The 17,078-nt window shown below is 73.4% G+C and carries 15 protein-coding genes and 1 pseudogene; 9 read left to right on the top strand and 7 right to left on the bottom strand.

Translation table 11 applies throughout. The annotated features are described in order from the left end of the window. The first annotated feature begins 134 nt into the window (after positions 1-134). The 3 genes from ACIP4P_RS38800 (at position 135) to ACIP4P_RS38790 (ending at position 2,364) form a co-directional block, all read left to right on the top strand. Positions 135-875 carry a GPP34 family phosphoprotein gene (locus ACIP4P_RS38800; RefSeq protein WP_400927319.1) on the top strand — a complete coding sequence of 247 codons (741 nt, stop codon included), beginning with the start codon at positions 135-137 and terminating at the stop codon, positions 873-875. Positions 876-1,294: 419 nt separating this feature from the next. After that, positions 1,295-2,158 carry a helix-turn-helix transcriptional regulator gene (locus ACIP4P_RS38795; protein WP_350515410.1) on the top strand — a complete coding sequence of 288 codons (864 nt, stop codon included), beginning with the start codon at positions 1,295-1,297 and terminating at the stop codon, positions 2,156-2,158. Continuing rightward, positions 2,155-2,364 (top strand): DUF397 domain-containing protein, encoded by a 210-nt coding sequence (locus ACIP4P_RS38790; RefSeq protein ID WP_350515411.1) that lies wholly within the window; start codon positions 2,155-2,157, stop codon positions 2,362-2,364. Before ACIP4P_RS38795 ends, ACIP4P_RS38790 begins: the two co-directional genes overlap by 4 nt. A gap of 162 nt (positions 2,365-2,526) precedes the next feature. On the opposite strand, the gene ACIP4P_RS38785 is transcribed toward ACIP4P_RS38790, so the two are convergent. Beyond that, complete coding sequence (locus ACIP4P_RS38785) at positions 2,527-3,642, bottom strand: ADP-ribosylglycohydrolase family protein (protein WP_400927475.1); 1,116 nt, start codon at positions 3,640-3,642, stop codon at positions 2,527-2,529. Positions 3,643-3,807: 165 nt separating this feature from the next. Then, the gene (locus tag ACIP4P_RS38780; protein ID WP_400927315.1) at positions 3,808-6,396 is read right to left on the bottom strand and encodes a bifunctional FO biosynthesis protein CofGH; all 2,589 of its coding nucleotides are present in this window, start codon (positions 6,394-6,396) and stop codon (positions 3,808-3,810) included. A 182-nt stretch (positions 6,397-6,578) separates the two neighbouring features. On the opposite strand from ACIP4P_RS38780, the gene ACIP4P_RS38775 reads away from it, so the two are divergent. From ACIP4P_RS38775 to ACIP4P_RS38765, 3 genes are read left to right on the top strand one after another with little or no spacing between them, the layout of a single operon-like run. Further along, a complete protein-coding gene (locus ACIP4P_RS38775) occupies positions 6,579-7,874 on the top strand; it encodes an outer membrane lipoprotein carrier protein LolA (protein ID WP_400927312.1) in 1,296 nt (431 codons plus the stop codon). Positions 7,875-7,877: 3 nt separating this feature from the next. Continuing rightward, the gene (locus ACIP4P_RS38770; protein ID WP_400927309.1) at positions 7,878-8,972 is read left to right on the top strand and encodes an ABC transporter ATP-binding protein; all 1,095 of its coding nucleotides are present in this window, start codon (positions 7,878-7,880) and stop codon (positions 8,970-8,972) included. Further along, positions 8,959-9,894, top strand: a complete 936-nt coding sequence (locus ACIP4P_RS38765; protein ID WP_400927306.1) for an ABC transporter permease — start codon at positions 8,959-8,961, stop codon at positions 9,892-9,894. Before ACIP4P_RS38770 ends, ACIP4P_RS38765 begins: the two co-directional genes overlap by 14 nt. A 48-nt stretch (positions 9,895-9,942) precedes the next feature. Here ACIP4P_RS38765 and rarD read toward each other — a convergent pair whose 3' ends face one another. Both rarD and ACIP4P_RS38755 read right to left on the bottom strand, forming a co-directional pair. After that, positions 9,943-10,923 (bottom strand): EamA family transporter RarD, encoded by a 981-nt coding sequence (gene rarD / locus ACIP4P_RS38760; protein WP_400927303.1) that lies wholly within the window; start codon positions 10,921-10,923, stop codon positions 9,943-9,945. Between the two features lie 174 nt (positions 10,924-11,097). Beyond that, positions 11,098-11,976, bottom strand: coding sequence for an SDR family oxidoreductase (locus ACIP4P_RS38755; RefSeq protein ID WP_400927300.1), 879 nt, complete (start codon positions 11,974-11,976; stop codon positions 11,098-11,100). A 70-nt stretch (positions 11,977-12,046) separates the two neighbouring features. On the opposite strand from ACIP4P_RS38755, the gene ACIP4P_RS38750 reads away from it, so the two are divergent. Then, complete coding sequence (locus tag ACIP4P_RS38750) at positions 12,047-12,439, top strand: winged helix-turn-helix transcriptional regulator (protein WP_400927297.1); 393 nt, start codon at positions 12,047-12,049, stop codon at positions 12,437-12,439. On the opposite strand, the gene ACIP4P_RS38745 is transcribed toward ACIP4P_RS38750, so the two are convergent. Continuing rightward, positions 12,436-13,203 carry a TetR/AcrR family transcriptional regulator gene (locus tag ACIP4P_RS38745; RefSeq protein WP_400927294.1) on the bottom strand — a complete coding sequence of 256 codons (768 nt, stop codon included), beginning with the start codon at positions 13,201-13,203 and terminating at the stop codon, positions 12,436-12,438. The genes ACIP4P_RS38750 and ACIP4P_RS38745 overlap by 4 nt on opposite strands. 63 nt (positions 13,204-13,266) lie before the next feature. Here ACIP4P_RS38745 and ACIP4P_RS38740 point away from each other — a divergent pair, with 63 nt between their 5' ends. Beyond that, entirely contained in the window at positions 13,267-13,458 is a 192-nt protein-coding gene (locus ACIP4P_RS38740; RefSeq protein WP_350516870.1) for a DUF6011 domain-containing protein, read from the top strand. Positions 13,459-13,505: 47 nt separating this feature from the next. On the opposite strand, the gene ACIP4P_RS38735 is transcribed toward ACIP4P_RS38740, so the two are convergent. Next, on the bottom strand, positions 13,506-15,488 hold the full coding sequence (locus ACIP4P_RS38735; protein WP_400927291.1) for a hypothetical protein: 1,983 nt from the start codon (positions 15,486-15,488) through the stop codon (positions 13,506-13,508). Positions 15,489-15,851: 363 nt separating this feature from the next. Between ACIP4P_RS38735 and ACIP4P_RS38730 the strand changes: the two genes are divergently transcribed. Next, complete coding sequence (locus tag ACIP4P_RS38730; RefSeq protein WP_400927288.1) at positions 15,852-16,571, top strand: chitinase; 720 nt, start codon at positions 15,852-15,854, stop codon at positions 16,569-16,571. A 284-nt stretch (positions 16,572-16,855) separates the two neighbouring features. Here the strand turns inward: ACIP4P_RS38730 and ACIP4P_RS38725 are convergent. Beyond that, positions 16,856-17,078 (bottom strand): annotated as a pseudogene (locus ACIP4P_RS38725) (transposase); the annotation flags it as partial.

The raw sequence follows: 17,078 nt of genomic DNA, 5'->3' as shown, positions 1-17,078 counted from the left end.
GTGTTCAAGGGTCAGACGCCGGGCCTGTGGCCGCCGGTTCCGCGCCTTCACCGCAAGGTCACGATTCGGAGGCGTACTCGACAAGCCCGTGTGAGAGGCGTCACCCTGTCTCTCATCCACGCGGGGAGGCTTGGATGGGCAAGAGCCGCAGAACTGTTCCCGAGGAACTCTTGCTGCTCGCTTTGGACCCGACCACGGGTACCACGGCGCAGCCGCAGACCCTCGACCTCGGACTCGCCGGGGCGCAGCTCGTCGAGCTGTCCCTGGCCGGACGGATCGTACCGGAGGGCGACCGGATCGCCGTCGTGCTCGCACGGCCGACGGGCGACCCGACGCTCGACCACGCACTGGAACTGCTTCGCCGACGCGGCAGTCCGGTCCGCGCGGCGCACTGGATCGGCGGGCCCCGGCTGGGGCTGCGGCAGACCTACCTGGCGCACCTGGAACGCTGCGGCATGGTCACGGCCGTGCCCGGGCAGGTGTGCGGGGTGCTGCCGACGATCCGGTACCAGGCGTCCGACGACTGCACCAACGCCGCGATCAAGCAGCGGCTGGACACCGCGATCCGCACCGGCGTGCCGCCGGACCCGCGGACGGCCGCGCTCGCGGCCCTCGCCCACTCGGTGGGTCTGGGCAAGCACCTGTATCCGGGTAACGAGGGCCGGTCCTCGCGGTCGCGGCTGCGCGATCTGATCCGGTACGACCCGCTGGGCGGGATGGTCGCGCACGCGGTGATGGACGTGCAGAACGGCCTGCCGGCCCAGCAGAACCGTTCTTCCCAGGGTTCCGGGGCCGTTTCCGGTCGTTCCGGCGCCCGTGCGGCGGGCCGGGCTTCGGGCGGGCGGGTCTCCGCCCCCCGGGTCGGGGTGCGCTGAGCCCGGCGGTCCGACGGCACGGGCAGCACCCGCAGCACCGGTACCACGAGCAGTACCCGCAGCAAGAGCAGCACCGGCACCACGAGCAGCACCGAGGGGCGGTCGCCCCGCGACGCAAGTCGCCCGGCGACCGCCCCTCTGCCGTTCCCGCACGCCGCCGCCGAGGTCCGTCCCGGCCGGTCGCGGGGTCGGCCGCAACGACCGGTTCGAGTCGCCGAGCCGCATTACCACCTGGGGGCTTCCGCCGTCTCACGGACGCGCTTTTCCGACGATCTGTTCTACCGCGCTGCTGTGATTCCCCGGCGCCGACCTGGCCCAAGGTGACATGCTGCTCCAAGTCAGGGGGGTTGGTCCCAATGTCCGAAGTGTTCCGAGGACTGCCGTTCCAACGATCACCAGAGGTTCGGCCGGAGGTCGACGTGTCCGCGAACATCAATCCCACCGTGCGCCGCCGACGGCTCGGCTCCGAGCTGCGCAAACTCCGCGAGGGCCTGGGGATGACGGCGGAGGAGGTGGCCGGTCGGCTGATGGTCTCCCAGTCGAAGATCAGCCGGCTGGAGAACGGCCGCCGCAGCATCAGCCAGCGCGACGTGCGTGACCTCTGCGACGTGTACAACGTGGCCGACGACCAGATGCGCAACAGCCTGATGGAGATGGCCAAGGAGTCCCGGCAGCGCGGCTGGTGGCACGACTTCAACGACATGCCGACCCCGTACAGCGTCTACATCGGCCTGGAGGCGGAGGCCTCCTCGATCCGCGCGTACGAGTCCTCCTTCATCCCCGGTCTGCTGCAGACCGAGCAGTACGCCCAGGCGGTGGTCGAGGGCACCCAGCCGGACACCGACGCGAACGCGGTGCAGCGCCGGGTGCAGGTGCGGATGAAGCGCCAGGAGCGGGTACACGGCGAGAACCAGCTCGGCAGCCTGTGGACCGTCATAGACGAGGCGGCGCTGCGGCGCGAGGTCGGCAGCCGGGAGATCATGGCCAAGCAGCTGCGGCAGATGCTGGAGCTGAGTCTGCGTCCGAACATCACCATCCAGGTGATCCCGTTCTCGCACGGGGCCCATCCCGGCATGACCGGGACATTCTCCCTGCTGGAGTTCCCGGAGTCAGCCGATTCCACGGTTGTCTACTTCGAAGGTGTGACGAGCGATCTCTACCTGGAGAAGGAGGCCGATGTGCGCCGCTATACCGGTCTGTACGACTACCTGAGAGCGGCCGCGCTCGGTGTCGCGGAGAGCCGGTCGCTGATAGCCGACATCGAAAAGGGATACCACGAATGAGCACCCCCGCCGAGCACGGAGCCCACTGGCGCAAGAGCAGTCACAGCGGAGGCCAGGGCGCCTGCGTGGAGATCGCCGGACCGGCCGCGGGAGCGGTCGCGGTCCGGGACTCCAAGGATCCGCTCGGACCGCAGTTGCGCTTCTCCACCGAGGCCTGGAACGCGTTCGCGTCGGCCGCGGCGGCGGGGTCCTTCGGCGAGGTCTGATCCGACCGGATCCGTGCTCGGCCCGGTTGCCCGTAGCACTGTCCGTCGCCCCGTGCGGCGGTCGGCGCGACGGGCAACTGCCGTTCCGGGCCCGGTCCTCCGGCGCCGGGACGCCAAGACTCCGGGACTCCGGGACGCCGGGACAGCGAGACTCCGGGACGCTCAGTGCGCCACCGGGTAGCGGACGGCCCAGTCGGCGCCCTCCGGGCTGTGCCGGTCGTGCAGTTCGGTGCCGTGCATCAGCTCCAGGGCGAAGTCGTCGGCGAGTTCGAGGATCGCCCCGCGCCCCTCCAGCCCGGCCACCAGGCCGGGCGGCAGCGCGGTGTCGCCGTGCAGCACCCCGAGCAGGTTGCCGCAGATCGCGCCGGTGGAGTCGCTGTCGCCGGAGTGGTTGACGGCGAGCAGCAGGCCCGAGCGGACGTCGTGCGCGACCAGCGCGCAGTAGACCGCGATGGCCAGCGCCTCCTCGGCGACCCAGCCCTCCCCCAGCGCCTCGACCCGCTCGGCGGACGGCTCGCCGGCCCGCACCGCGTCCAGCGCGGCCCGCAGGGCGGCGGTGGTCTCCTCGTGCGCCTGCCGCTCGGAGAGCAGGGCCAGCGCCAGGTGGACGCCCTCCTCCAGGGTGCCGCCGCGGGCGACCGCCTGGACGATCACCGCGAGCGCGCCCGCCGCGAGGTAGCCGGTGGGGTGGCCGTGGGTGAGCACCGAGCACTCCACCGCGAGTTGGAACACCAGGCCCGGCTCCCAGGTGGTGAGCAGCCCGAACGGCGCCGCCCGCACCACCGTGCCGCAGCCCTTGGAGTGCGGGTTCTTGGGCTGGTCCAGGGTGCCGAGCCGCTCGCCGTCCGGGCCGGTGAGGCCGGTCAGGCAGCCCTGGCCGGGGGCGCGCTGGGCGTACAGCCATTCCTCCCGGCCGAGCCAGCCGAGGTCGGGGCGGCGCTCGTCCGGGCCCCAGTCGCGCTGGGTGGCGGCCCAGCGCAGGTAGGCGAGGTGGAGGTCGGTGGGCGGGTGCCAGCTGCCGGTGTCGCGCCGGATGTGGGCGCGGATCAGGCCGTCCACGGTGAACAGGCTGAGCTGGGTGTCGTCGGTTATCGCGCCGGTGCGCCCGTAGGCGGGGAGGTAGCCGGTGACGCCCTGCGGGCCGTGCTGGGCCCGGATCTTCTCCAGCGGCTCGAACTCGACGCCGGCGCCGAGCGCGTCACCGATGGCACCGCCGAGCAGGCAGCCGCGGACCCGGCTGCGGAAGTCCTGCTGCTGGGCTCGTGACCACAGTGGCATCACGGCGGGGCGCCTTTCGTCGGGGTCGGGGGCCGCGCGCGGCCCCACGGCGGCCGACGCGCCCCCGCACTGTACTTCGAAGATTCGAACGGATCGACGGAGTCCCCGGCCCGCGCACCCCGGCCCGCCGTCGGTGGCACGGCGGGCCGGGGCGGCGCCCGGGTGTCAGTCGAGGACGGGCAGCAGCTCCGGCAGGTGCCCGTCCGAGGCCAGCGCCGCCGCCTGCCGCTCGGCGGGCACCTCGCCGTAGACGGTGGTGCGCTGGCGGTGCGGGCGGCCCGCGGCCTCGGCGATCGCCTGGAGGTCGCGCACCGACTTGTAACTGCCGTACGCGGAGCCGGCCATCCGCGAGATGGTCTCCTCCATCAGCGTGCCGCCGAGGTCGTTGGCCCCCGAGCGGAGCATCTCGGCCGCGCCCTCCGCGCCCAGCTTGACCCAGCTGGTCTGGATGTTGGGGATGTGCGGGTGCAGCAGCAGCCGGGCCATCGCGACCACCGCGCGGTTGTCCCGGGCGGTCGGACCGGGGCGGGCGATGCCGGCCAGGTAGACCGGGGCGTTGGTGTGGATGAACGGGAGGGTGACGAACTCGGTGAAGCCGCCGGTGCGTTGCTGGATCTCCGCGAGCAGTCGCAGGTGGCCGAGCCAGTGCTGCGGGGTGTCCACGTGCCCGTACATCATGGTGGAGGAGGAGCGGATGCCCAGTTCGTGCGCGGTGGTGACCACCTCGACCCAGGTCGCGGCGGGCAGCTTGCCCTTGGTGAGCACCCAGCGGACCTCGTCGTCGAGGATCTCGGCGGCGGTGCCCGGGATGGTGTCCAGGCCGGACTCCTTGGCCTGCTGCAGCCAGTCCCGGATCGACAGTCCGGTCCTGGTCGCGCCGTTGACCACCTCCATCGGGGAGAAGGCGTGCACGTGGATGCCGGGCACCCGTTCCTTCACCGCGCGGGCGATGTCGAAGTAGGCGGTGCCGGGCAGGTCCGGGTGGATGCCGCCCTGCATGCACACCTCGGTGGCGCCCACCTCCCAGGCCTGCGCGGCCCGTTCGGCGACCTGCGACAGCGACAGGGTGTAGGCGTCCGCGTCGGTGCGGCGCTGGGCGAAGGCGCAGAAGCGGCAGCCGGTGTAGCAGACGTTGGTGAAGTTGATGTTCCGGGTGACGCAGTAGGTGACGTCCTCGCCGACCGCCGACCGGCGGACGTCGTCGGCGATCCGGCAGAGCGCGTCCAGGGCCGGGCCGTCCGCGTGGAACAGGGCCAGCGCCTGGTCGTCGGTGAGCCGGGTCGGGTCGTCGGCGGCCACCGCGAGCGCCTCCCGCAGGTCCCCGGCGAGGCGCTCGGGCGCGCCCTTCGCCAGCACCTGTTCGCGCAGCACGTCCCAGTCGCCGTACACGTCCTCGAAGTCGGCCCGGCGGTCGCCGGTGCGGCCCTCGGTGTCGACGGCGGTGTGCAGGTCGGTGCGGCCGTACGACTGCGGGAGGTCCTCGGGTTCCTGCCAGGGCAGGCCGCGGACCGGCGCGTCGGGGTTGGCCAGGCCGGTGGCCGGGTCGGCGAGGGCGCGGACGTGCGGCAGCACCCGCGGATCCAGCCAGGGTTCGCCGCGCAGCACGTACTCGGGGTAGACGGCCAGCCGCTCGCGCAGTTCGAAGCCGGCCGCGGCGGAGCGCTCGGCCAGCCGGTCGATCTGCGGCCAGGGGCGTTCGGGGTTGACGTGGTCCGGGGTGAGCGGGGAGACGCCGCCCCAGTCGTCGATGCCGGCCGCGATCAGCCGCTCGTACTCGCCGTCCACCAGGTTCGGCGGCGCCTGGAGGCAGGCGCTCGGGCCCAGCAGGTGCCGGGCGACCGCCACCGTGGCCACCAGCTCGTCGAGTTCGGCGTCGGGCATGCCGCGCATCGCGGTGTCCGGCTTGGCCCGGAAGTTCTGCAGGATCAGTTCCTGGACGCCGTGGTAGGCCCGGGAGACCTTGCGCAGCGCGAACAGCGACTCGGCGCGCTCCGCGTGGGTCTCGCCGATGCCGATCAGCAGGCCGCTGGTGAACGGGACGGAGCTGCGGCCGGCGTCCTCCAGCACCCGCAGCCGGACGGCCGGTTCCTTGTCGGGGGAGCCGAAGTGCGGGCCGCCGGGTTCGCTCCACAGCCGGGTGGCGGTGGTCTCCAGCATCATCCCCATCGAGGCGGAGACCGGCTTGAGCCGCTGGAAGTCCGTCCAGCTCAGCACCCCGGGGTTGAGGTGCGGGAGCAGTCCGGTCTCCTCCAGGATGCGGATGGACATCGCCCGGACGTAGGCGACGGTGTCGTCGTAGCCGTGCGCGTCCAGCCACTCGCGGGCCTCCGGCCAGCGGTCCTCGGGCTTGTCGCCGAGCGTGATCAGGGCTTCCTTGCAGCCGAGTTCGGCCCCGCGCCGGGCCACCTCCAGCACCTCGTCCGGGGACATGAACATCCCCTGGCCCTCGCGGCGCAGCCGGCCGGGGACGGTGGCGAAGGTGCAGTAGTGGCACTTGTCGCGGCAGAGCCGGGTGAGCGGGATGAAGACGCTCTTGGAGTAGGTGATGACTCCGGGGCGGCCGGCCGCCTCCAGTCCGGCGTCACGCACCCGGGCGGCGCTCGTACACAGGTCGCGCAGGTCCTCGCCCCGGGCCTGGAGGAGCACGGCGGCCTCGGTCTGGTCGAGGGCGACGCCGTCGCGGGCGCGGCGCAGGGCGCGCCGCATCGCGTTCGCGGTCGGGGGGGTGCTTGCTTCCGTGACGGTTCCGTCCATGGCGCGACCCTACGCCAGACGTCGTACTCCGGCAGGAGTAACCCTGAGGCCGTATCAGGGTCGACGTACCCCGGCAGGCGAACATCGAGATGGCCCCGCAGGGCGATGACGCGGCGGCGGACCCGGCCTCTAATGGAGGGGCAGTGCCAATCGCACGGCTTCACGGAGGAGTTGAGGACGACATGACCGATGAGACGGCGGTGGACGGCCGGATGGACGACGGGGCGCCGTACCGCTCACGACGGCGCACCATGGTGCGCGCCGGGGTTCCGCTGGCGATAGCCGCGGTGATCGCCGCCGGGGTCGGCCTGGTGCCGGCGCTGGCCGCCGACTCGCCGCCGGACCTCCCCCAGTTGTCGGCGGAGCAGGTGGTGGCCAAGGCGCTCGGCTCCGACGCCCAGACGCTGTCCGGGGAGGTCTCCGTCTCCACCGACCTGGGGTTGCCCAGCCAGCTGGTGGGCGCGGCGGCCGGCGGGCTCGGCGCCGCGGCCGGGCACGGCTCCGGCCAGGGCGGGGGCTCGGCCGCGGACCCGCAGGCCAAGCTGCTGGGCCTGCTCGGCGGCGACCAGACGCTGCGGGTCGCGGTGGACGGCCCGGACCGCCAGCGGGTGGACCTGCTGGAGAACATGGCGGGCTACACCCTGGTCCGCAACGGCGACCAGAGCTGGGCCTGGGACAGCTCGACCAACACCGCGGTGCACCTGACCGGGCGTCCGGCCGGGCACGGCGAGGGCGCCAAGACGCCGCTGACCGGGGTGCCGACCACCCCGCAGGAGGCCGCCAAGCAGTTCCTGACCGCGGGCGCCGGCACCACCTCGGTGACGGTGGCGGGGACGGCCAACGTGGCCGGGCAGAACGCGTACCAGCTGAGCGTCAAGCCGACCCAGTCCGGCTCGACGATCGCCGAGGTGCGGATCGCGGTGGCCGCCGACAACGGGGTGCCGCTCGCGGTGGTGGTGAAGTCCATCGACGGTTCCACCGTGCTGGACATCCACTTCACCGACGTCTCCTTCGCCAAGCCGGCCGCCAAGACCTTCGACTTCACGGCTCCCAAGGGCGCCAAGGTGACGGAGAAGAAGGCGGACGAGGCGACGAAGGACGCCCAGGGTGCCCAGGGCGGGCACGCGAAGGGCCAGGGCGTCCAGGGTGCCCAGGGCGAGCGGGGCGCCGGGGGCTACAACGGGATGAACGTGACCGGCGAGGGCTGGACGACCGTGGTCTCCACCCAGCTGCCCAGCTCCCCCAAGGCGCCCTTCGGCGGCCCGCAGGGCGACGGCGGGCAGGCTGACGGCAAGCAGGGCAAGCGGCACAGCGGAGTGATAAGCCCGCAGGCGCTGGCGAAGTCGCTTGGCAAGCCGGTCGCCGGCGGCACCCTGATCAGCACCAAGGTCGTCAACGTGCTGCTCACGGACGACGGCCGGGTCTTCGCCGGTGCGGTGACCCTGCCGGTCCTCCAGCACGCCGCCGGGGTGAACTGACGGATGACCGGGACTCCCGTAACGGGGGACGTTACGGAGTCGGCCGGGGGTCCGGGCGCCGCGTCGCGCCCGGCCCCCGCGCCCGCCCCTGGCTCCTCCCCCGTCCTCTCCTCCGCTCCGTCCGTCTCCCCGTCCGTTTCTCCGTCCGTCTCCCCGTCCGATGACGTGATCAGGACCCGCGGTCTGACCAAGCGCTTCGGGGGCGGCCAACTCGCCGTCGACGGGCTGGACCTGACCGTGCCGCGCGGCTCCGTGTTCGGCTTCCTCGGCCCCAACGGCTCCGGCAAGACCACCACCATCCGGATGCTGATGGGCCTGATCTCCCCCACCTCCGGCGTGGCCACCGTGCTCGGCGAGTCGATGCCGCAGTCCGTCGCCTCCGTGCTGCCCCGGGTGGGCGCGCTGATCGAGGGCCCGGCGCTGTACGGCTTCCTCTCCGGCCGGGACAACCTGGTCCGCTTCGACGCCGCCGACCCGACCGCCGATCCGCGCACCCGCAAGCAGCGGGTCGAGGCCGCGCTGGAGCGGGTCGGCCTGAGCGCCGCCGCGGGCAAGAAGGCCCGCGCGTACTCGCTCGGCATGAAGCAGCGGCTGGGCCTGGCCTCCGCACTGTTGCAGCCGCGCGAGCTGCTGGTGCTGGACGAGCCGACCAACGGGCTGGACCCGCAGGGCATGCGGGAGATCCGGGCGCTGGTCCGGGAGGTCGCGGCCGAGGGCACCACGGTGTTCCTCTCCTCGCACCTGCTGGACGAGATCGAGCAGGTCTGCACCCACGCGGCGGTGATGTCGCGCGGCCGGCTGGTGGTGCAGGGCACCGTCGCCGAGCTGGCCGCCCGGGCCCAGGGCCGGCTGGTGGTCCGTACCCCCAACGTGGCGCAGGCCGCCGAGGTGCTGGCGGCCCACCAGGTGGGCGCGCTGGTGCCCGGCGAGGGCCGGGTGGACGGCGAGCTGGGCGCGAGCGGCGACGAGGTGCTGCCCAAGCTGTGCGCGGCGCTGGTCGAGGCCGGGGTCCGGGTGCACGGGTTCGGGCTGGAGCGGGGCACATTGGAGGACGCCTTCGTGGCGCTGACCGGGGAGGGCTTCGATGTCGCGGGCTGAGGCGACGGACGCCGGGGCGGCACGGGCCGAGGCGACGGGCGCCGGTACGGCGCGGGCCGGGGCGGTGCTGGTGACCGGGCGGCGGCCGCAGACCGCGTCCGGGTTCCTGGCGCTGTTCCGCAACGAACTGCACCTGACCTTCCGCCGGATGCGGACCAAGGTGCTGCTGGGCATCCTGGCGGCGCTGCCGATCCTGATCGGGGTGGTCGTCAAGCTCAACACGGACAGTTCGCGCGGCGGTGGCGGCGGGGCTCCGAGCTTCATCGCCCAGACCACCCAGAACGGGCTGTTCCTGGTGTTCACCGCGCTGGCGGTGGCCCTGCCGGTCTTCCTGCCGATGACGGTCGGCGTGGTCGCCGGGGACTCGGTGGCGGGCGAGGCGGCCACCGGGACGCTGCGCTACCTGCTGGTCGCCCCGGCCGGGCGGACCAGGCTGCTGGCCGCCAAGTTCACCGCCGGGCTGGTGTTCTGCATGGCGGCGACCGCGGCGGTCGCGCTGGCGGCGCTGGCCACCGGGGCCGCGCTGTTCCCGCTCGGCGAGGTCACCCTGATCTCCGGGGACACCATCGGCTTCGCCGACGCACTGCTGCGCGCGGTGCTGGTGGCCGGGGTGGTCGCGGCCTCGCTGGCCGGACTGGTGGCGATCGGGCTGTTCGTCTCCACCCTCACCGGCAGCGGCATCGCGGCGATGGCCGCGACCGTCGGGCTGGTGATCACGGTGCAGATCCTGGACGCCTTCCCGCAGCTGGACCCGATCCGGCCGTTCCTGTTCACCCACTACTGGATGAACTTCTCGGACCTGCTGCGCGAGCCGATGTACTGGGACGGCGTGTGGAAGGACCTCGGCCTGCAGGCCGCCTACGTCGCCGTGTTCGGCTCGGCGGCCTGGGCCCGGTTCAGCAGCCGCGACATCAGCGCCTGAGCGGGGTCAGCGGGGAGCGGGGTCGGCTGGGTCGGCGCGTGAGTCGCGTCAGCGGGTGACCGGCTCCTTGGGGGCCTCGGAAGCGGGAGCGGGTTGCGGCACGGCCGCGGCCCGCTCCGCGCGGTCGGTCCGCACCTGGCGCAGCGCGTCCCAGGTGAGCAGCGCCAGCGCGGCCCACACCAGGGCGAAGCCGGCCCAGCGCGCGGGCGGCATCGACTCGTGGAACACCGCGACGCCGATCAGGAACTGGAACACCGGCGCCAGGTACTGCAGCAGGCCCAGTACGGTCAGCGGCACCCGGACGGCGGCCGCGCCGAAGAACAGCAGCGGGACCGCGGTGATCACCCCGCTGAGCACCAGCAGTGCGGAGTGCCCCCAGCCGTAGGAGCCGGCCACCGTGTGGCCGAAGGTGCCGCGTCCGCTGACCTCCAGGTAGACCAGGTAGCCGAGGGCGAAGGGGAACATGAAGGCGCTCTCGGCGGCCAGGCTCTCCAGCCCGCTCAGCCCGACCTGCTTCTTCAGCAGGCCGTAGGTGGCGAAGGAGAGCGCCAGGGTGAGCGCGATCCAGGGCAGCTGCCCGAAGGCGACGGCCAGCACCGCGACGGCGGCCGCGCCGATGCCGACGGCCGTCCACTGGGGGCCGCGCAGCCGCTCCTTGAGCACCAGGACGCCGAAGCCGATGGTCACCAGCGGGTTGATGAAGTAGCCGAGGCTGGTCTCCACCACGTGGCCGTTGTTGACGGCCCAGATGTAGACGCCCCAGTTGACCGAGATCACGGTGGCGGCGCCCGCCAGCATGGCGAGCCGGCGGGGCTGGCGCAGCAGCGGGCGTATCCAGCTCCAGTGCCGCTGGGCGACCAGCATCAGCACCACGGCGACCAGCGACCAGACCATCCGGTTGGCCAGGATGTCGTCGGCGGCGCCGGGCTCCAGCAGCGGCCAGAACAGTGGGAAGAGCCCCCAGATGCCGTAGGCCGCCATGCCGTACCAGAGGCCTCGGCCGCTGTCCTGCTGGTTTGTCTGTGGCATGGCCGAGTGCCTCCCGCGCGCGTGTGACGTCGGGGCGACGGTAGCGGGCGGGAGGCGGGGCTGTCATCTCCGTTTCCGTATTTTGGTCATGACATTGCTTGAATGCTGGACCTGTCCGGTGTTTCCGGAGGTCAGGCGGCCAGTCGGTCGGCAACCGCCGGCCGACGGCTCGGCTCAGGCGCCGAGCGCGGTCCGGACGGTCTCGGCCAGCGGGACGGTCGGGCGGCCGATCAGCCGGGCCAGGTCGCCGGTGCGCAGGGCCAGCTGCCCCTTGACGATGGCCGCGTCGGTGTCCGCGAAGATCTCCGCGAAGCCCTCCGGCAGTCCGGCCGCCACCAGCCGGCGCACCTGCTCCGCGGGCTCGACGTCCCGGTACACCACCGGGCTGCCGGAGGCCGCCGCCAGCTCGGCCGCGTACTCGTCCATGCTCCAGTCGGCGTCGCCGCTCAGCTCGTACACCCGGTTCGCGTGCCCCTCACCGGTGAGCACCGCCACCGCCGCGTCGGCGTAGTCCCGGCGCGGGGCGGTGGCCACCCGGCCCGCGCCGCTGCTGCCGAAGACCTCGCCGGCCTCGACGCTCGCGGCCGCGCCGGCCGTGTAGTTCTCGGTGTACCAGCCGTTGCGCAGCAGGGCGAAGGGGACGCCGGAGGCCCGCAGCAGCTCCTCCGTGCCCTGGTGCTCCTCGGCGATCCGGAAGGTCGCGGTGGGCGCGGCCAGCACGCTGGTGTACGCGAGCAGCGCGACCCCGGCGGCCTTCGCCGCGTCGATCACCGCACCGTGCTGGGCGACCCGGTGGCCGAACTCGTTCCCGGAGATCAGCAGCACCCGGTCCCCGGCCGCGAAGGCCCCGGCGAGCGACTCGGGACGGCCGTAGTCCGCCTCCTGGACCCGCACGCCCCGCTGCGCCCACTCCTCGACCTTGGCCGCGTCGCGGACCAGGACCCGGATCTCCTCCGCCGGGACGGCGGCGAGCAGGCCCTCGACGACCAGGCGGCCGAGCTGTCCGGTGGCTCCGGTGACGACGTACATGTTCTGCTCCCTCAGGTGTTCCATGGGCTTACACACTCACCCTAGGGACGGCACTAACCTGTGGAAAGTACGCACTTCAAAGTAGGGTACTGACATGAAGGTAATCGCTACGGAGCCCTCGCTGGTCGACAAGCTGCCGGACGTCTACGACCGGATGTGCCCCTCCCGGGGCGTGCTGGAGCACGTCACCAGCCGGTGGGGGGTGCTGGTGCTGATCACGCTGCGCGAGCGCGGCTACCGCTTCAGCGAGCTGCGCCGCCGGGTCTCCGGGGTCAGCGAGAAGATGCTCGCCCAGACCCTGCAGACGCTGGAGCGGGACGGCTTCGTGCTGCGCGTGGCGCACCCGGTGATCCCGCCCCGGGTCGACTACAGCCTCACCCCGCTCGGCCGGGAGGCCGCCGAGTACGTCGCGGCGCTCGCCCAGTGGGTGGAGAACCGGATGTGCGCGGTCTCCGAGGCCCGGGAGGAGTACGACGCCCGGCCCTAACCCTTGACGATCAGGGCCTCCAGGCCGTCCAGGACGCGGGCCAGGCCGAAGGCGTACGCGTGCTCCGGGCTGTACGCGCCGCCGTGCGCCTCACCGGCGGCGGCGCCGACCCGGGCGGCGACCGGGTGGCGCTCGGGGTCGAAGACCCGGGCCAGCAGCTCCGCGTTGGCCTGCCACCACTGGGCGTCGGTCAGCGCGCTGTCCTGCTGGGCGGCGCGCTCGTCGGCGGCCATCCGGGCGCAGGTCTGGACGAAGCCCAGCAGGTGGGTCAGCGCGGCGTCCAGCTCGACGTCGGGCAGGCCGGTGCCCTCCAGGGCGCGCAGCTCGTACTCGTACTTGGCCATCAGTCCGGGGCCGAGCGGCGGGCGGCTGGTGGACACCGCGGCGACCCACGGGTGGGCCCGGAACAGCGCCCGGTTGTCGTCCGCGACGGCGGTCGCCCGGGCCCGCCAGCCCTGGTCGGTCGGGGTGCTGCGGGGCATGGCGGCGTAGACCGTGTCCAGCATCAGGTCGAGCAGTTCGGCCTTGCCGGGCACGTAGGTGTAGAGCGCCATCGGGGACAGTCCGAGCTCCTGGGCGACCCGGCGCATGGTGACCGCGTCCACGCCCTCGGCGTCCGCCAGCGCGACGGCGGCGGCGGCGATCTCCCCGGTGGAGCGGGCCTGCCGGGGGCCGCGCCGGCCGGGCTTCTCCTCGGCCGTCAGCCCCCAGAGCAGGGCGAGGGTGCGTGCCGGGTCTCCTGCGCTGCTGCGGTCCGTGGCCATGCGGAGGATCCTTTCACGGGCATCCGGCGCCGTTCGCGCGCGACGACGGCTACCGTCTCCCCCATGACCAGCCCCGAACCGCTCCCCGGCACCGGCTCCACCGGGGCCCTGCGCCCCCGGGTCACCTGCCGGCGCTGCCACCGTCCGCTGCACGACCCGGAGTCACGGATGCTGCGGCTGGGGCCGGAGTGCCGCGATCCGGCGGAGCGGGTGGCGCGGTTCGAGGTGGACCAGGAGACGCTGCCGGGGATGTAGCCCCGGCAGCGGACCGGGGCGGGGGCCGGCCGCCGGTACCGCGGGTGTCACGAGCGGCGGAAGAGGCGGCGGAGCAGGCCGGGCCGGGCGGGGCCGGCCTCGGCGGAGCCGCTGCCGTGGGTGGAGTCGCCGTCTTCGCCGGTGGCGGCGGCGGGGTCGGTGGGGTCGCCGGTGGAGCCGGCCGGGTCGTCCGTGGGGTCGGTGGGGCCGCCGTCGTCGGCGTCCCGGGCGTCGGCCTCCGCCACCAGCTGCCGCGCCAGGTCGCGGTCGGCCCGGTCCGTCCACGGCGCGGCCAGCACCAGGGCGCAGTAGGAGCGGAGGATCGTCACCACCCGGCTGCGGCTGGCCCGGGCGCTGTAGTGCAGCCGCTGCCGGAGCAGTTCGGCGATGTCGGCGCGGGCGGCGGGATGGGTCCAGCCGATCGCGACCAGGGCGAAGCCGGCCGCCTCGACCACCCAGTCCTCCGGCCCGAGCAGCAGGTCGCGCAGCACCCGGCGGCGCTCGGAGCCCTCCCAGGGCTGGTCGGTGCGGTGGTGGGCGATGCCGAGGCAGGCGAAGGCCTGGACCGCGCGCACCCAGAGTTCGGGCTGGTGGGCGAGCAGTGCCCGGCCGAGGTCGTCCTCGCGCGGCAGCGGCGGGTGGACGAGCGCGCCGAGCAGTTCGTCCAGCGGCAGCCCGGCCAGCCGGACGGCGTGGTCGTAGGCGGCGGGGACGGTCGGCCAGACGATCTCGGCGGTGGCGCGCAGCAGTTCGGCGCCGGCGGGGGCGGGTGCGGCGACCGCCGGGCGCGGGTCGGTGCCGTCCCAGGCCCAGATCCGGGTGGTGGGCTCGGTCAGCGGCAGCCGGGGGTCGGGCTCGCCGACGGACCGGTAGGTGACCGTGGAGCGCGGCAGGGCGAGTTGGACGGCCAGCACGGAGCTGGGCGGCTCGACGGCGGAGGCGGTGCAGTCGATCTCGGTGTCGCGGCCGGTACCGGACGTGCCGAGCACCTGGTGCAGCACGTTGACGGTCGCCTCGGTGGCGCCGGAGACCATGCCGAGCCAGGGCTCCCGGTGGCTGAGCCGCTCCAGCAGGTCCTGGGCGTACTCGTGGTCGGGGTGGTCGCGGTGGTGGTCGGCGAGGGCGAGCAGGTGGGCGGCGTCGCCGTCCACGGCGTGCCGCAGCCCGTGCCGGGCGGGGGCGGCCTTGGGGTGGTCGGGGTCGACCGCGAGGACGCGCTCCAGCCAGGGCAGGCCCTCGGCGGGGCGGCCGAGGGTGCCGTACAACTCGGCGACGTCGACGGCCAGGTAGCCGCTGGAGTCGGCCTCGTCCGGCGCGGCCCGGGCCAGTTCGGCCTCCCAGACGGCCAGCGCCTCCTCGGGGCGGCCGTCGGCGCGCAGGGCGTTGCCGAGCATCACGGCGGGCAGGTAGCCGGGGGCCAACCGCTGGGCGCGTTCGGCGAGTTCGACGGCGCGGGTGGTGGCGCCGAAGCGGCGGGTCAGGCCGGAGGCCATCGCCAGCAGCAGTGGGTGTTCGGGGTGGCGGTCGGTCACGGCCCGCAGGAAGCGTTCGAAGGGCCGGACGGTGTCGGCCAGCTCGGCGGGCAGCGGGTCCGGCAGGGCGCCGGCGGCGCGGGCCACCGCCTGGGCGACGGCGTCCGGGTCGACCAGGGTGGGCAGGTCCTCGCGGGCGAGCCAGGCGGTGTGCGCCCAGGGGCGGGCCGGTTCGTACTGGATCGCCGAGGCGAGCAGGGCGACGGCGGTGTCCCAGTCCCCGGCGGCGGCCTCCACGTGGGCGCGGCAGACGACGGTGCCGAGGTAGACCTCGCCGTCCAGCGGGAACAGTTCGCGGGCCTTGCCCGGGCCGCCCGCGGCGGCGCACAACTCGGCCAGTGCCTCGTGGAGTTCGGGCAGCTGGGGGTCGGCGAGGATCGCGTCGGCGAGGTGGTCGGCGGCGTGGGCGAGGTCGCCGGAGTCGATCGCCAGGCGGGCGACGGCCACCTCGCCCTCGGCCGCCAGCCGGTCGTCGCCCTCGCCGTCGGTGTGCGCCATGCCCTGTCCCCCCGTCGCGCCGTGTCGGTCCGGCCGTCGTGGCGCGTGACGTGTTCCCCGCGTCGCGCGCCCCGTGCCTCGCCTTGTGCCTGGTGCCTCGTGGCTCGTGTCTCGTGTCTCGTGTCTCGTGCGCGGATGAGGTTATCCGGTGCGTATGACTGCCGGATGATCACCCTGTCGGTTCACCCTTGCGGGGCGGCCGGCCCGGGTGTTGCGCCAAATCCTCGACGGGATAGGACTCTTACGAGTGGTTTGGGCCGTGGAAGGCGCTGGGCGTCGGTGATCGCGCACCACGATGACGGAGGCGCTTCGAGCGCGAAGCACCGTCCCCCTGCCAGCCCTTCCGCATTCCGACGAGGAACGATGAAGCTCTCCCGCACCCTGTCCGCAGTCGCCTCCGCCGCCGTCCTGAGCACCCTCGCACTGACCGGCGCGCCCGTCACCCCCGCGGCCGCCGCGGGCTCCTTCGTGGTCAGCGAGGCCCAGTTCAACCAGATGTTCCCGAGCCGGAACTCCTTCTACACGTACCAGGGCCTGACCGACGCGCTGGGCGCCTACCCGCAGTTCACCACCACCGGCGACGCCGCCACCCGCAAGCGCGAGGCGGCCGCCTTCCTGGCCAACGTCAGCCACGAGACCGGCGGGCTCAAGTACGTCGTCGAGCAGAACAAGGCCAACTACAGCCACTACTGCGACACCACCCAGCCGTACGGCTGCCCGGCGGGCCAGTCCGCCTACTACGGGCGCGGGCCGCTGCAGATCAGCTGGAACTTCAACTACAAGGCGGCGGGCGACGCCCTGCACATCGACCTGCTGCACGACCCGTACCAGGTCGAGAAGAACCCGGCCACCTCCTGGAAGACCGCGCTGTGGTTCTGGGACAGCCAGAAGGGCGCCGGGACGATGACCCCGCACGACGCCATCGTCAACAACAAGGGCTTCGGCGAGACCATCCGCAGCATCAACGGCGACCTGGAGTGCAACGGGAAGAACCCGGACGAGCGCAACGACCGGATCAACCTGTTCAAGCAGTTCGTCGGGGTGCTGGGCACCAACGTGGGCGGCGGCAACATCTCCTGCTGAGGCGCGCCCCGGGGGGCGGGTGGGGAGCGGGAAGTCGGCCCGGCCGACTTCCCGCTCCGCGCTTCATCCGATCGAGTGAGTGGTGATGCTCCTATGGGCTGTCAAGCGGCGGTGAGCCAGTCGCGGTAGGCGTTGGCGAGGTCGTCGTCTCGGCGGATTCCGCGTTCGAGGGTGGAGATGGTGGTCGGCCAGACGCTGAAGTGGTTGGCGACGGCGGTGAGGGTGATGTTCTTGGCCTGCCGGAGCGGTCGTAGGTCGGCGATGCCGGGGACTGCGATGGTCGTGGTCAGGCAGCGGAAGACCTCCCGGGCGATGGCCCGTTTCAGGAGCCGGATGATCTCCTTCTTCGTCCGCCCGGCCTCGGTCTGGCGCACGACGTAGTCGCGGGTGCGCCGGTCGCTGGACATCCGGCAGAGGGCGGCGTTGGCTGCCCGGTCGCCGCCTCGTGAGAGGCGGTGCCGGTTGGTCCTGCCGCTGGAGGCGGGGACCGGTGCGGCCCCGCAGAGC

The sequence above is a fragment of the Kitasatospora sp. NPDC089509 genome, assembly GCF_044749365.1.
In the GTDB taxonomy this organism is placed as follows: Bacteria; Actinomycetota; Actinomycetes; order Streptomycetales; family Streptomycetaceae; genus Kitasatospora.
This window is presented reverse-complemented; position numbering and strand designations above follow the sequence as displayed.